12 protein-coding genes are annotated in these 14,018 nt (G+C 61.4%); 5 read left to right on the top strand and 7 right to left on the bottom strand.

Annotated features, from left to right (window positions below; all coding sequences use genetic code 11):
- Window positions 1–108: 108 nt before the first annotated feature.
- The 4 genes from PR018_RS09205 to metF all read left to right on the top strand — a co-directional run bounded on the left by PR018_RS09205 (window position 109) and on the right by metF (window position 4,819).
- On the top strand, window positions 109–858 hold the full coding sequence (locus tag PR018_RS09205; RefSeq protein WP_142831461.1) for a ribonuclease T2 family protein: 750 nt from the start codon (window positions 109–111) through the stop codon (window positions 856–858).
- Between the two features lie 200 nt (window positions 859–1,058).
- Window positions 1,059–2,708 carry an energy-dependent translational throttle protein EttA gene (gene ettA / locus PR018_RS09200; protein WP_142823220.1) on the top strand — a complete coding sequence of 550 codons (1,650 nt, stop codon included), beginning with the start codon at window positions 1,059–1,061 and terminating at the stop codon, window positions 2,706–2,708.
- A 178-nt stretch (window positions 2,709–2,886) separates the two neighbouring features.
- Complete coding sequence (locus tag PR018_RS09195; protein ID WP_142823219.1) at window positions 2,887–3,912, top strand: ArsR/SmtB family transcription factor; 1,026 nt, start codon at window positions 2,887–2,889, stop codon at window positions 3,910–3,912.
- 1 nt (window position 3,913) lies between these two features.
- Complete coding sequence (gene metF, locus PR018_RS09190; protein ID WP_142823218.1) at window positions 3,914–4,819, top strand: methylenetetrahydrofolate reductase [NAD(P)H]; 906 nt, start codon at window positions 3,914–3,916, stop codon at window positions 4,817–4,819.
- Between the two features lie 373 nt (window positions 4,820–5,192).
- Here the strand turns inward: metF and PR018_RS09185 are convergent, their stop codons facing one another.
- The 6 genes from PR018_RS09185 to PR018_RS09160 form a co-directional block, all read right to left on the bottom strand.
- Window positions 5,193–6,113, bottom strand: a complete 921-nt coding sequence (locus PR018_RS09185; RefSeq protein ID WP_142823217.1) for a DMT family transporter — start codon at window positions 6,111–6,113, stop codon at window positions 5,193–5,195.
- Between the two features lie 158 nt (window positions 6,114–6,271).
- Complete coding sequence (locus PR018_RS09180; RefSeq protein WP_142823216.1) at window positions 6,272–6,862, bottom strand: AAA family ATPase; 591 nt, start codon at window positions 6,860–6,862, stop codon at window positions 6,272–6,274.
- A 231-nt stretch (window positions 6,863–7,093) separates the two neighbouring features.
- Window positions 7,094–8,323, bottom strand: coding sequence for a lytic murein transglycosylase (locus PR018_RS09175; RefSeq protein ID WP_142823215.1), 1,230 nt, complete (start codon window positions 8,321–8,323; stop codon window positions 7,094–7,096).
- A 78-nt stretch (window positions 8,324–8,401) separates the two neighbouring features.
- Window positions 8,402–9,193: a glycoside hydrolase family 25 protein gene (locus PR018_RS09170; RefSeq protein WP_142823214.1), complete on the bottom strand. Its 792-nt coding sequence runs from the start codon at window positions 9,191–9,193 to the stop codon at window positions 8,402–8,404.
- A gap of 135 nt (window positions 9,194–9,328) precedes the next feature.
- Complete coding sequence (locus PR018_RS09165; RefSeq protein WP_142823213.1) at window positions 9,329–10,003, bottom strand: class I SAM-dependent methyltransferase; 675 nt, start codon at window positions 10,001–10,003, stop codon at window positions 9,329–9,331.
- The gene (locus PR018_RS09160; RefSeq protein ID WP_142823212.1) at window positions 10,000–11,247 is read right to left on the bottom strand and encodes a BtaA family protein; all 1,248 of its coding nucleotides are present in this window, start codon (window positions 11,245–11,247) and stop codon (window positions 10,000–10,002) included. The genes PR018_RS09165 and PR018_RS09160 overlap by 4 nt, the downstream gene beginning before the upstream one ends.
- A 174-nt stretch (window positions 11,248–11,421) precedes the next feature.
- On the opposite strand from PR018_RS09160, the gene PR018_RS09155 reads away from it, so the two are divergent.
- Complete coding sequence (locus PR018_RS09155) at window positions 11,422–12,801, top strand: serine hydrolase domain-containing protein (RefSeq protein ID WP_142831462.1); 1,380 nt, start codon at window positions 11,422–11,424, stop codon at window positions 12,799–12,801.
- 8 nt (window positions 12,802–12,809) lie between these two features.
- Here the strand turns inward: PR018_RS09155 and PR018_RS09150 are convergent, their stop codons facing one another.
- Window positions 12,810–13,949: a lytic transglycosylase domain-containing protein gene (locus tag PR018_RS09150; protein ID WP_142831463.1), complete on the bottom strand. Its 1,140-nt coding sequence runs from the start codon at window positions 13,947–13,949 to the stop codon at window positions 12,810–12,812.
- Window positions 13,950–14,018: the final 69 nt, after the last annotated feature.

Here is a 14,018-nt window from a genome sequence, read left to right as displayed (position 1 = left end):
CGGGGAGGCGCACAGGATAATGATAATCCGGCGGTGGGGAATTTACAGCTTGCGACGGAAGATGCGATCTGCTTACTTGTTCTCTTATTGTTCCTGGGGTGGATTGTCATGCGCGTTGTTTCTTTAAGGCTTCTGGCCGCTTTTTCCTGCCTGCCGGTTTTGCTGGGCAGCCTCTCCCTTCCGGCCGAAGCGCGCGATGGACAGACTAGGTTTATTCTTGCGGCCAGCTGGGAGCCGGCATTCTGCGCTACCAACGCTGAGAAAGCCGAGTGCCGGGACGAGAGTGCCAACGGCTTCGATGCCACCCACCTCTCGCTGCACGGGCTCTGGCCGATGCGGCAGAACTATTGCGGTGTGCCGGATGCGCTGCAACAGGCCGACCGCAGTCATGGCTGGGACAGCCTGCCTGCCGTCGAACTGTCGGCGGCGACCAAGGCCGCTCTCGGCAAGGCAATGCCGGGCACGCAGTCTGGCCTCGAGCGCCATGAGTGGCTGAAGCACGGAACCTGCACGAAACTCTCGGCAGACGCCTATTTCGGCACTGCCGTGTCACTGATCGATGAATTGAACGCATCTGCCGTCGGCGCGCTGTTTGCGGCGAACGTCGGCAAGACGCTGGATGCCGAACGCATCAAGGCCGCATTCGACAAAAGTTTTGGCCAGGGTGCCAGTGACCGCGTCAAGATGAGCTGCCGCGGAAACGGCAGCGCCCGGGTGATTTCGGAGCTCACCATCGGCTTGTCGCAGGATGCGGTATCGCCCGGCGAGAGTGGTCCGAGGCTGGGCAAGCTGATCCAGGGCGCCGGTAGTACCGCGTTCGGCTGCAGCGAAGGTCTGGTGCAGGCCGTCGGCCGCTAGGATTTCTGACTGCGCGGTGGCGTTGTCCGATGGGTATCGTCAGCGGCGGGTCAGGCTTGGACGTCGGCGGTTTGGCTGATTGCGTCACCCCGATGGTCGACAAATGCGGCGCAAGGCCGGTTTCGGCGTTGCCGCGCGGCGTGGTTTCCCTTACATAGCGGCTCAAACCCAGATCTCTTGCGCCTAGGAGAAGCCCAGCAATGGCACGTCAATTCATCTATCACATGTCGGGACTCAACAAGTCTTACGGCGCCAAGAAAATCCTCGAGAACGTCAACCTGTCGTTCTACCCCGATGCCAAGATCGGCATCCTCGGCCCGAACGGCGCGGGTAAGTCGACCGTTCTCAAGATCATCGCCGGCCTGGACAAGGAATTCACCGGGGAAGCCTGGCTCGCGGAAGGCGCGACCCTTGGCTATCTCGAGCAGGAGCCGCATCTCGACGAGACCAAGACGGTGCGCGAAAACGTCATGGAAGGCGTTGCCAAGAAGACGGCCGTGCTCGAGCGCTACAACGAACTGATGATGAACTACTCCGACGAGACGGCCGAAGAAGGCTCGAAGCTCCAGGATATCATCGACAGCCAGAACCTATGGGACCTCGAAAGTCAGGTCGAAATGGCGATGGATGCGCTCCGTTGCCCGCCGCCTGAATCGGAAGTCACAAGCCTGTCGGGCGGTGAGCGCCGTCGCGTTGCGCTCTGCCGGTTGCTACTGTCGCAGCCGGACCTGCTGCTCCTCGACGAACCGACCAACCATCTGGATGCCGAGACCATCGCCTGGCTCGAAAAGCACCTGCGCGCCTATCCCGGCGCCGTGATGATGATTACCCACGATCGCTACTTCCTCGACAACGTCACCGGCTGGATCCTCGAGCTCGACCGTGGCCGCGGCATTCCTTATGAAGGCAACTACTCCGCCTACCTGCTTGCCAAGGCAAAGCGCATGCAGCAGGAAAACCGCGAAGAGGCAGGACGTCAGAAGGCGATCTCGCGCGAACAGGAATGGATCGCCTCCAGCCCGAAGGCTCGCCAGGCTAAATCCAAAGCCCGTATCAAGTCCTACGAACAGCTGGTCGATGCCGCCGAGAAGCAGCGTCCCGGCGACGCCCAGATCATCATCCCGGTCAGCGAGCGTCTCGGCCAGGTTGTCATCGAGATGGAGAACGTTTCCAAGGGGTTCGGCGACGAGCTGCTGATCAAGGACTTGTCGATCAAGCTGCCGCCCGGTGGCATCGTCGGCATCATCGGCCCGAACGGCGCCGGCAAGACGACGTTGTTCAAGATGATCACCGGCCAGGAAAAGCCCGATGCCGGCACCATCCGCATCGGCGACACCGTGCAACTCGGCTATGTCGACCAGAGCCGCGATGCACTGGATGGCTCGAAGACCGTCTGGGAAGAAATCTCGGGCGGCGCCGAAATCATCAAGCTCGGCAAGTTCGACATGAATTCAAGAGCTTATTGTGGCGCGTTCAACTTCAAGGGTGGTGACCAGCAGCAGAAGGTCGGCAATCTTTCCGGCGGCCAGCGCAACCGCGTGCATCTTGCCAAGATGCTGAAGGCTGGCGGCAACGTGCTGCTTCTCGACGAACCGACCAACGACCTCGATACCGAAACGCTCGGTGCGCTGGAAAGCGCGCTGGAATCCTTTGCCGGCTGCGCCATCATCATCAGCCATGATCGCATGTTCCTCGACCGGCTGGCGACCCACATCCTCGCCTTCGAGGGTGACAGCCATGTCGAATGGTTCGAAGGCAACTTCGAGGACTACGAGCAGGACAAGATCCGCCGCCTCGGCGCCGATGCGTTGAACCCGAGCAGCCAGGCCTACAAGCGTCTGACGCGCTGATCGCCACCGGCGCGCGCTACACAAATTCGAGATCCCCCGCAGCCGCGGGGGGTTTCATTTGCGGCCCTGAACTGCCGGTTCACCGGCTCGCATCTGACAGTAGCGACCTTCCATTTCCCACTTGCGCCATTGCCCTCAATCACATAAAGATATGTTTATGTCTTGATTGGGTGAGTGTATGGCGGATCTTGTTAAATTTGGTCTCGAGGGGCTGGTCGATGTCCTGAAAGCAGCGGGCGAGCCGACGCGGCTCCGGCTGCTGGCGCTGCTGGCCGCCGGCGATTTGACGGTCACCGACCTCACCGAAATCCTCGGCCAATCCCAGCCGCGTATTTCCCGGCATCTGAAGCTTCTGGGCGAGGCGGGCCTGATCGATCGCTACCAGGAAGGCGCCTGGGCCTATTTCCGCCTGAAGCAGGATGGTGCTGCCGTGCATCTCGCCCGCACGCTGCTGCGCCATGCCGACGAGAGTGACCCTGTCCTGCTGCGCGACAGCGAACGTCTCGGTTCGGTGAAGCATGTACGCGCTGAGCGCGCCCAGGCCTATTTCAGCCACAACGCTGCCGAATGGGATGAGCTCCGCCGTCTGCATGTGGCCGACGAGGATGTCGACGCTGCGCTGAAGCAGCTGATCGGTACCCGGCCGATCGACACGTTTCTCGATCTCGGGACGGGAACGGGGCGCATGCTTCAGCTGCTGTCCGGCGTCTACCGCCGCGCCATCGGCGTCGATGCCAGCCGCGACATGCTGGCAGTCGCACGGGCCAATCTCGACAAGGCGAATATCACAACCGCCTCGGTGCGGCACGGGGATATCTTCAATCTGCCGCTCGAGGCGCAGGATTTCGACCTGATCACCATTCATCAGGTACTGCATTTTCTCTACCAGCCGGAACTTGCGATCGGCGAGGCGGCGCGCATGCTGCGGCCGGGCGGCCGGCTGGTGATCGTCGATCTCGCCCCGCACGCGCTGGAATACCTGCGCGACGACCATGCACATCTCCGCCTCGGCTTCAGCCACGCGACGATGGAGGAGTGGTTGAAGAAGGCCGGACTGGAGCTCGAGGAGGTCAGGGACCTTCATTCCGGAAAGCAGAGTGGCGAGGATCTGACGGTAACGATCTGGGTGGCGCGCGATCCGCGCCTGCTGATCGCGACCAGTGAAAGCCGTCAACCAGCATTACGCGCAGAAAAGAGGGCCTGACATGACTTCTACACCGGACACAGGGCGCAGCGACGTCAGCATCTCCTTCGAGTTCTTTCCGCCAAAGACACCCGACATGGAAGGCCAGCTTTGGGCCGCCATCACGGAGCTGACGGAATGGCAGCCCGAATTCGTCTCCGTCACCTATGGGGCCGGCGGTTCGACCAAGGCGCCGACGCTGAATACCGTGCGCAGGATGATCGCCGAGACGCCACTGCCGACTGCCTCGCATCTCACCTGCGTCAGTGCCACGCGCGAAGACACACACCGGGTCGTCGATGAGTTGCGTGCGGCCGGCGTCAGGCACTTCGTTGCCCTTCGCGGCGATCCGCCCGGCGGCATCGGCACCGCTTACCAGCCACATCCCGGCGGCTACGAGAATGCCGCAGCGCTGGTGGCGGGCTTGCGCGATATCGGCGATTTCGAGATCTCGGTGTCTGCCTATCCGGAGAAGCACCCGGAAAGCCGCGACACGGCTGCCGATATCGACATGCTGAAGCGCAAGGCCGACAACGGCGCCGACCGTGCCCTGACCCAGTTCTTTTTCGACAATGACGTCTTCGAGACCTACATGGAGCGGGTGCGGGCGGCTGGTATCGCCATTCCCGTGCTGCCGGGCATCATGCCGATCCAGAACCTGACGCAGCTGAAGCGCTTTGCCGGCATGTGCGGCACTAGTATCCCGTCCTATCTGGACGAACGCTTTGCCGGGCTCGACGACAAGCCTGAAGAGCGGGCCAAGGTGGCGGCCGATGTCGCGGCAGAGCAGATCGAGGACCTCGTGCGTCGCGGCCACCGGGAATTTCATCTCTACACGATGAACCGCGCTCCTCTGGTCGGCGCCGTGCTCGAGCGGCTGGGTTTCAAGCGCACGAAGATCGCAGAGGCGGCCGGCGCTGCTGCTTGAACCACGAAAAAGCGCCGGCCTTTTCAGGACCGGCGCTCATTTCAAACCCACATGTTAAGCTTAGAGAAGCCTGCATTTCCGGTCGCGGCGAGCCGCGAGCGGCGTCTCAGATGAATAGCATCGTCACGACGAACATAAATGCTGCACTGATCAGAAGGACGTTGATGGATTGCGTCAGTCCCATGGTCTGCCTCCTCCGTTAACCCTTAAAGCCTATGTCACAAATATGTCGCCCGAAAGCGATTTCCATACTGCACCGCAGCGGGCTGTGCGAGATTCGCTAATGTTTTGTCGTTAGCCGTTGATTCTAAACGTCAAAATAATTGTGTATTTCTTTACGAATGCTAACGCCAGATTAACGCCATGGCGTGGCTCAGGTCTTTGCTGCCGACGGTCTGCTGCGCGAAAAAAGCCGTCCGTCGAGGATAACAAGGCCGAGCCCGATCAGCAGCATGCCGGCCACCTGGGTGGCGCCGAGCCGCTCTCCCAGGAAGACGAATCCTAACAGGATAGCGCTCGGTGGAACCAGCAAGGTGACCAACGACGTGTTGGTGGCGCCGGCAAGCGTCATGATGCGGAAATAGAGAATGTAGGCGAAGGCGGTCGACAGAAGGGCCAGGGCGACAATGGCAGCAATCGTCTGCATCGGCGGCATGGCGAGCGTCCAGGGTTGATCGACCAGCAGCGAAACCGGCAGCATGATGAGCGACGAGCCGGTCAGCTGGCCTGCGGCGGTCACCGGCGCGGGGATGCCCTTGAAGCGCTTGGAATAGACGCCGGCAAGGCCATAGGACATGGCGGCGACGATGGGCAACAGCAGCGCCCAGAGCGGCGCACCTGCGGCATCCAGCGCTCCCGGCCCCACCAGCACGACGGTGCCTATCAGCCCGACGAAGCAGCCGATGATTTTCGCCCGACCGGGCTTCTCGTCCTGCGTCGCGTAATGGGCGACGATGACCGTCCAGATCGGCGTCGTGGCGTTCAGCACCGAGGCAAGGCCGGCGCCAATCTCGGTCTCGCCGAGAAAGATCATGGCGTGGGGGATGGCGTTGTTGATCAGCCCGAGCAGCAAGAATTGCCGCCAGTGGCTGCGCAGCAGGCCGTAGATACCGTATCGGCCACCGATATAGAGATGCAGCGCCGCGGCGGCCAAAATCAGCCGCAGGAAGACCAGCGTGAACGGCGGTACATCGTGCACAGCGATACGCGCAAAGAAGAAAGACCCGCCCCAGATCAGGCTGAGGAGCACAAGCAGCCCCCAGGTCAGCGCATTCATGCGATTGTCAGCTTCCATCCCGGCTCCTCCAGTCCAAAGCAACACAATCGCAGCTCCCGCCACCGCATCCACCCGATTCCCGCTTGCCGTGCAAGGGGTGTTGGTTTGGGGGCGTGGGTGGTGGTGAAGGGGGGCGGTGAGGAGATCCTAAACAATCCCCCGCTTTATTGGGAAACTCAGGATTGTCGTGAGCTTGCACTGAGCTCCCGCCTTACGAGCTCGTCACACAGATTGGATACGGCGACGGCGTCTGAGGTGTCGACGATGGTGATGTCATGGCTGCGAGCGGCGAGGTGCATTTCCGAATTGTCGCGCAAGGATCGGTCTATGAATTTGTCGATGATGCTGCGTCCAGCTTGATCGCGCTGGGCATATTCGGCCTCGGATCGCATTCTTTCCCTAAGGAGGTCGTTGTCAGCATACAGGAAAACAGGAGATATTTCGTTAGAGACAAGCGGAGCTATAAACTCGGGGCGAAGTGCAGAGCCTTCGATTATAAAAGGTGTTCTGGCATGGACCCTGGCGTCAATCTGCTGCCGTATTGCCGGCCAGATGTTTTCGTGATGAACCCTTAGAAACCAATAGATGGTCTCATCGGAAAGCCGTGAATAATATTCAGCGACAGGCGGCCGTACCTCCGGCCAAGGGCGCCCGGGATGACGGGCGAGGCTATCCGTTGAAATCATGTCACATCCAAGCTGGCGGGCAAGGCGTGTCGCCAATGTCGTCTTGCCTACGTTGGAACTGCCGGAAATCAAAATGCCCATGCGTTCCTGTTTCGACAGTTGGAAAATTCCAGTGAAGCCGCGAGCTTTGTGCCTGATCTTTTCGATGCCGTGAAGTCGCCGGTCTTGGATGAAGTCTGCCTACCAACCCTCTGACGTCTCCAAGGCGAAGGCTGCTGAAACTTGATGTGTAGGTACTCGCGCATTGATGCCGACAGTCATTCCAAGGGCGACCTTCAGAGCCGCCCCCGTATTCCTCGGCAGTCTCCGTCCTCAGAGCGCGTTCAGCAGCGCTTCCGTGGCCCAGCCGTCGGCGGGGAGGCCGAGGCGGAACTGTTCTTTCTGGATGGCAATGCGGGTGCCGGAGCCGAGGATACCGTCGATCTCGCCGACGTCGTAGCCGTGCGCCTTAAGCTTGGTCTGGAGCGCACGCATGTCGGTGTCGCTCAGGCCCTTCTCGGGCGTGCCCTTGTTATAGGTCGGAGCGCCTGCGAAGCGGGTTGCGAGATAGGCGGCCGACGTCGTGTAGATGAACGACTGGTTCCATGCGAGGTAGACGTTGAAATTGGGGTAGGTGAGGAAGGCCGGGCCGAAGCGGCCCTGCGGCAGGATCAGCGCAGAGACCAGATTGCCGAAGGAGGTGTTGCCGTCGCGTGGCTTGACACCGAGGGCGAACCAGTCGGCGGCGGTCATGGTGCCACCGATGCCTGATTTTTCATATGGAAGCGTCGCCGGAAGCGTCACCTCCTGGAGCCAGGGCTGGCCGCGCTGGAAGCCCAGCGACTGCAGGAAGTTGGCAGTCGTCAGGATGACGTCCGGGGCGCTCTCGCGCAATTTTACCAGGCCGTCGCCATCGCCGTCCTCGCCATAAGCGATGATGGTCTTTGGCAGCAGCTGCGTCTGGCCGATCTCGCCAGCCCAGGCGCCCTGGGTCGTTGCAGGTTCGACATCGTTGCGCTGGACGAGTTCACTGAGCGCGATCAGCTGTTCGCGGAAGCGGTCCGGGCGGCGGCAGTCATGGGCGAGCGTGACGAGAGCGTTGCGGGTGTTGAAATCGCCCTGCACGGCACCGAAGTCGGTTTCCATGGCCCAGAAGGCGGTGATGACGCCGGCCGGCACGCCATGTTCCTTCTCGGCGCGCGCGAAGACGTCGGCGTACTGCGCCATCTTCTTGCGGCCGATATCGAGGCGCGCCTGGCTGACGGTGCGCTGCGAGAATTCGAGGAAGGTCTGCTTGAAGACGCCCTGGGCGCGGTCGCGGGCGAGGACCTTGGGGTCGATCTGGGCGCCGGCGACCGTCTTTTCGGCGGCTTCCGGGGTTACGCCTGCATTGATCGCATCGGCCTTGACGCCTTCGAGAAATGTGGAGAGGTCACCGCCGCAGGCGGCTGCCGGTGTCGGGTTCTGCGGGGCCGGGGCGCTCGTCTGGGCCGCGGCAGCACCTGCCATTGTTGATGCGAAGATCATCGCGAGTGCAGTGCGTCGAGCGTTGAAGCGGTCCATGGGCGGTCCTCGTTGCTTACGGATGAGGTCGCTTTCCCAGAACATGAGCTTCGATGCAAGAAGGAAATGGCGCTGGCTTCAAGAATTCTTGAGCTTCGTGACCGCCTCGACCCAGTTCCGCCAGTTCTTTTCGTTGCCGGCAAAGACGTTGATGTCCGTCGGCCCCTTGATGCCCGGGATGACGCCGGTCGAGGTATATTGCCAGAAGGCCCAGCGGCGATCGGCATAGGTGACGCCGGGATGCTTGGCGACCGAGCGGACCCAGAAGTGGTAGTCCTTGAAGTAGCCGACGAGGTTGTCGCGGTGAAAATCGACGGACGTGTAGATGATCGGCCGCATGTGATAATAGGCCTCGAGGCGGTCCATGAAGCGCTGCAGTTGCGCCCGTACGGTAACCGCATCGGGGCGCAGGCGGCAGGTTTTGGATTCCGCGTTCCATTCAACATCGAGCACCGGCGGCAGCACCATGGCCGATTTCGGCACGTTGCGGATAAACCAGTCGGCCTGCTCGTCGGCGGAAGAGCAGAAATAGTAGAAATGGTACGGCGCGCTCGGGATGCCGGCAGCGCGGGCCTCGCTCGAATATTCCTGGAACTTGGTGTCGACGATATCCTTGCCTTCGGTCGCCTTGATGAAGGCGAAGGCTACGCCGGACGACTTGACCGTCCGCCAGTCGATGTCGCCCTGCCATTTGGAAATATCGATGCCGTGGATGGGGTGCAGTTGCGGATGGTCGGCGCCGAAATCCTGCGGCTTGGTATCGCGGAAGCGGGATTTCGGTATCGACTTCGTCTCCATGAAGTCATAGCTCGAATTGCAGCCGCTCAGCAGCAGGACCAACGGCAGTAAACATAACAAAAGCCGGCGCATGGGCGTCCCGTATCCAGGTGAGGTGTTATTCTGCCCAAGTTCAAGTTTTCGGCCGACGAATCGCAGCCGTGGCGGAAAAGGCACTGAAGCCGTTTTCATCATATCAACGTAAAAAATGCGTTATCTTCAAGCTAATTATGCGCGCGCCGTCACAATAACTGCCCGTATCGCATAGCCGCGGCCGATATCTTCAACCGAAAGCCTGGCGCCCAGCCTGTTGCAGCGCTCTTCGAGCACGGCCTGAAGGTCTGCGCGGGGTGTCACATGGAAGCTTCGCAGCCACGACTGCAACCCCTTGCGGAACCAGCCGGGCAGGCGCTGCTGCTGGCCGAAGTCGACGATATGCAGCTCACCACCGGGCTTCAGGGCATCGATTGCGGCGTCGATCGCGGCTTTCCAGTCGGGGATCATCGACAGCGCGTAGGAGATCATGATCCGGTCGAAACCCTCGGTGCCGAAATCCTGTGCCTTGAAGCTGGTCGCATCGGCAACCTTGAAATCCGGCATCGGCGATATCCCGCGAAAGCTCGCCCGGGCCGATATCAGCATCTCCTGCGAGATATCGAGGCCGAAGAGCCGGGCGGACGGGAAACGGCGGTGGGCGTATAGCAGGTTGCGGCCGGTGCCGCAGCCGACTTCCAGCAGCGAGCCGCCGAAGGGCATGTTGAGGTGGTTGATCGTGCGGTCGCGGCCGAACAGGTAGTATTTGCGCGTCAGGTCGTAGATGTGCCGCTGGTAGCGGTACATGCCGTCCATCAGGCCGGCATGGCCGCCGACTTCAGGCTCCGGGCCGGCCTCGACGCGGCTCATGGCTTTTTACCGTAGATGTGGAAGCCGCCATAGATGGCCGAGCGGTCTCGAGCGTTGAGGGCGTGCGAGCGCTCCTCGACATATTCCCACTGGTCGCGGATGGCGGGCGACAGGCGACCCTCGATGATGCTTTTCTCGGCGGCCGTGCGGAAAATGACCCGGGCGCCCGGTGCCGCTGTGCGGCTGATCTCGGCCCAGAGCTCGTTGAGCTGGGCATCGTTCATCCAGTCCTGCGCGTCGAGAAGCACATAGCGATCCATCGACGCTGCCTGCTTGGTGGCGAGCAACTCGGTGAAGTTCAGATGATGGACGGTGACGCGCTCTGCATTGGCCCGGATCGCTGCAAAGTGTTCCGGTCTGAGGTAGGTCGGCAGGGGCCCCTTGTCGGCTTCGGGATAGCGACGGGCGAAGGCCTGCCAGGCGAAATAGTTTTCGCTCATCGGGAAATGGCAGATGAGCTTTTCCAGCCGGTACTTCAGGACCGCAGCGATGGAGCCGTCGCCGGCAAGGCTTGCCAGTTCGTCGTATTGCTGCGGGGGAATACCGAGGCCGAACAGTGAGCTCTTGCGACCAAGCAGCCAGCGCACCATGCGCCGCTCGAAGACCGGCGAGATCTCGGTATCGAAGAACTGGCGCTGCTCCTGCAGGGTGCGGGCTTCCGTAAGCTTTGCAAACTTGACGCCGTGCAGGCGGCCGAGCAGATGGGCGGCGCCGATAAAGCGGCCAAGCAGGCCGGTGCGGTAGATGTTGCGGTTGAACACCGTGACGCGGCGACGGCCGAGCATGTCGCGGCCGTTCCAGTAGGCGCCGGTCGCCTCATCGAGGCCGGGGGCGATGAAGCGATCGAATGCCTGGCTGTTGACGCCGACATCCGGCGTGCCGAAGAAGCGGACGACATCGCCGTGGCCGGGCAGCAGCCGGAAGGCGGCGAGCTTCAGCCTGTTCAGCGCGATATGGTGCGGATTGAGATCGACGACGTCGATGGAGGCCGGGTTCTGCGAGAGGTAGGCGAGCATGTTGCAGCCGCCGGAGCCGATTGTGACGATGCGGTGGTGTGGACGGAGTTCCATTGCTTCCATGTCGACATCCGGGTCTTCCCAGATCTGCGGATAGACGAGGCCGGAAAACAGAAGGCCGAACAGGCGCTCGGAAAAGCCGGCCTTTGACAGCGCCTTGTGCTGGAGGAGCGCGTCCTTGATCTTCCTGTTCTTCGGGAAGCTGCTGTCCGAAGCGAATTCCGTCATGATTCGTCACCCCGTTGCGGTTCGGCGCATGTAACGCGGCAGTGCTACAGCCGCGTGACAGGCCGGCGCGGCAGGGCAGCGGCCAGCATGGCCCTCTCGGTCTATTGATAGGTCACCTCTTGATCGCTGCCGACTTTGCTGCTTGTTTCGTCGTCAAACTGGCGGAGACATGAGATGCGTTTGAGAGCGAAGATCGGGCTGGGATTGGCGGGGTTCGTGATGGCGGGCGTGGCGGGTGCCGCCGCCTGGCTCGCCATCGCACCCCCCGATCTGCTGAGGGTTGCCGATGGCTATGCCGCCAAGATAGTCTGTTCCGGCGTCTTCATTTCGGGCCGGGATCCCCAGGTTATTCTCTCCGAAGATGTGCAGGCGCCCGGCAATCCGGCGCTGAGGCTCGTTCGCCTCTCCATTTCCCGTGACGAGGGCGTCGTCTCTGCCCGGATGCTCGGCCTGTTCGCTCCCAATTTAGCCGTCTATCGCGGGCCGCTCGGTTGCGCCAGCGTGCCCGACGGGGACATGAAGATGGCCGCACATTTGTCGATGCCTCGCGTTCCGGTCGTGACGGGACGGGATGCCGACTGGCCGGATGGCGATAACGCAGCCGGCGAACCCAATGCCGCTATTGCGGATGTGATCAAGGATCCTGCCGTTGGCGGGCCCGGGATGCGGGCGATCGTGGTCATCAAGGATGGCAGGCTGGTAGCCGAAAGCTATGGCAAAGGCTTCGATGCCGGCATGCCGCTGCTCGGCTGGTCGATGACCAAGACTGTCAATTCAGCGATTATCGGGCGCCTCATGCAGGCGCGGCGGATGTCCTTCGATGATGCCGACCTGCTTCCGGAATGGCACGGCGACGGTCGATCGAAGATCACGGTGGCAAACCTCCTGGCGATGGAAAGCGGCCTTGCCTTCAACGAATCCTATGGCTCGGTCACAGATGTGACGCGGATGCTCTTCCTGGAGCCGGACATGGCGGCGATGGCTGCAAGTGCGCCGCAGGTCTCTCCTCCAAAGCAGGAATTTCATTATTCCACGGGGACAGCGGTGCTGCTGTCGCGGATCTGGATGAACAGGTTCGACAATCAGCACGCGGCCCGGGACTACCCCCACGATGCCCTGTTTGCCCCGCTCGGCATGTCGAGCGCCGTGCTGGAGGCCGACGAGCACGGCACCCTTGTCGGCGGATCCTATCTCTACGCGACGGCCAGGGACTGGGCGCGGTTTGGGCAATTCCTGCTTCAGGATGGCGTCTGGCACGGGCAGCGGTTGCTACCGGAGGGCTTCGTGGGCGCGATGCGGACGCCGACGAAAGCATCCAACGGGATATTCACCCAAGGCCAGGCGTGGTTGTCAGCCCCGGGCGGTGGAAGCCGGCATTTCGGATTGCCGCTGGATACGTTCTGGCTGGTTGGTCATGACGGGCAGAGCGTTGCGATCGTGCCGTCGGCCAATATCGTTGTCGTTCGCCTCGGACTTACTCCGGACGAATTGAACTATCGGCCTCAGATTCTTGTGCAAAAGATCGTCGATGCGCTCAAAATTGTAAAAACCTGACGGGAACCTCAGTAGTTTCCGTTGGCGACGTTGGTCATGCCCTTGTTCTTGGCATCGTAGTAATAGCCACGCGCGTAAAGGGCGACTGCGGTGTCGAGCTTGTTGTCGGCCACCATCCATGCACCGCGCAGATACTTTGCGGCATACTTGATGTTGGTCTCGGCATCGAAAAGGCCGGAGGCTGGGCCGTCGTAGCCCATGGATTTTGCCGTGTTGTACTTGATTTGCATCAGGCCGAAATAGCCGCGATTGTTGAAAGCCTTTGGATCATAGCGGCTTTCTCGGTGCACGACGCGGTGGATTAGTGCTGCCGGCACCTGATAGAGTTTCGCATATTTCTCGATCAGCGTGGTGATGTGGCCCTTTTCCTCGGAGGACACATTGTCATCGCTTCTCTCTTCCAGAACGGCAGGTACGATGCTCGGGCCTGTCGTGTCGAAGTTGAAGTCGTAATGAAGACGGTTGTCCGCGTAGCTGAGGTTTGCAGCCTGAGAGGGGGCGGCATAGGCAACCTGCGTCGCGGTGAAGGGGCTGGCTTCGCCCGGGCGTGGTGTCGGCACGACTGCCTGGATCGCTACCATTTCCGGCGTCATCGGGATAGCGTTGCCGCTTTCAACCAGCGCCGAGCTCAAGGCCGGGGTCTGCGTGAGATCCCCGGGGCGGGAAGGATTGGGTGTGGGAATGGCAACCACTGACGGGATTAGCATATCGTCTGAAGAGGCATAGGTGGCGGACGCCGAGGTATTTGCCGCAGGAGCGCCGGTGACCGAAGCAATGGCGACCTGCGCCTCGCTGCCCTTGCCGGATTTTCCAGCAGGTTGCCCCATGCGGTCCTGCATATTCGAGGCCTGGTCGGCCGGCAGGCGTGGGCCTATCGCCGCAGCTGTCTCGGTCCCTGGCAGGCGGCCGGATTTCGAAAGGGTCGCTGTCGCCTGTGGCTGGGCCTGCGACACAATCGCCGTCGTGGAACCGGGCGTTGCTGTTGTGGAAACTTGTGCCGTCGATGTCGGGTGGGGGACGTTTGTCGTCGTATGAGAGAGATCTGCCTGGGATGTCTGCTGCTGGGTGGCACAACCGGCGAGGCCACCGCAAAGGATTGCCGAGACGGCGACGCTGCGCTTCAGGCTCGTAAATCCGCTGGCTATCATGCTGTCTCTTTCGAAAATTGCGTTCCACCTGCGATGCAATTCGGTCACAGGGGAATTAAATTATGAACG

The sequence above is a fragment of the Rhizobium rhododendri genome (assembly GCF_007000325.2).
GTDB lineage: Bacteria > Pseudomonadota > Alphaproteobacteria > Rhizobiales > Rhizobiaceae > Rhizobium > Rhizobium rhododendri.
The sequence above is the reverse complement of the archived record's forward strand: the minus strand, read 5'-3'. Positions and strand labels throughout refer to the sequence as shown.

What these genes read in the sequence shown, in the direction of transcription:
- PR018_RS09205 (WP_142831461.1), top strand. Translation starts at nt 109, where the DNA reads ATGCGCGTTGTTTCTTTAAGGCTTCTGGCCGCTTTTTCCTGCCTGCCG.
- ettA (WP_142823220.1), top strand. Translation starts at nt 1,059, where the DNA reads ATGGCACGTCAATTCATCTATCACATGTCGGGACTCAACAAGTCTTAC.
- PR018_RS09195 (WP_142823219.1), top strand. Translation starts at nt 2,887, where the DNA reads ATGGCGGATCTTGTTAAATTTGGTCTCGAGGGGCTGGTCGATGTCCTG.
- metF (WP_142823218.1), top strand. Translation starts at nt 3,914, where the DNA reads ATGACTTCTACACCGGACACAGGGCGCAGCGACGTCAGCATCTCCTTC.
- PR018_RS09185 (WP_142823217.1), bottom strand. Translation starts at nt 6,113, where the DNA reads ATGGAAGCTGACAATCGCATGAATGCGCTGACCTGGGGGCTGCTTGTG.
- PR018_RS09180 (WP_142823216.1), bottom strand. Translation starts at nt 6,862, where the DNA reads ATGGGCATTTTGATTTCCGGCAGTTCCAACGTAGGCAAGACGACATTG.
- PR018_RS09175 (WP_142823215.1), bottom strand. Translation starts at nt 8,323, where the DNA reads ATGGACCGCTTCAACGCTCGACGCACTGCACTCGCGATGATCTTCGCA.
- PR018_RS09170 (WP_142823214.1), bottom strand. Translation starts at nt 9,193, where the DNA reads ATGCGCCGGCTTTTGTTATGTTTACTGCCGTTGGTCCTGCTGCTGAGC.
- PR018_RS09165 (WP_142823213.1), bottom strand. Translation starts at nt 10,003, where the DNA reads ATGAGCCGCGTCGAGGCCGGCCCGGAGCCTGAAGTCGGCGGCCATGCC.
- PR018_RS09160 (WP_142823212.1), bottom strand. Translation starts at nt 11,247, where the DNA reads ATGACGGAATTCGCTTCGGACAGCAGCTTCCCGAAGAACAGGAAGATC.
- PR018_RS09155 (WP_142831462.1), top strand. Translation starts at nt 11,422, where the DNA reads ATGCGTTTGAGAGCGAAGATCGGGCTGGGATTGGCGGGGTTCGTGATG.
- PR018_RS09150 (WP_142831463.1), bottom strand. Translation starts at nt 13,949, where the DNA reads ATGATAGCCAGCGGATTTACGAGCCTGAAGCGCAGCGTCGCCGTCTCG.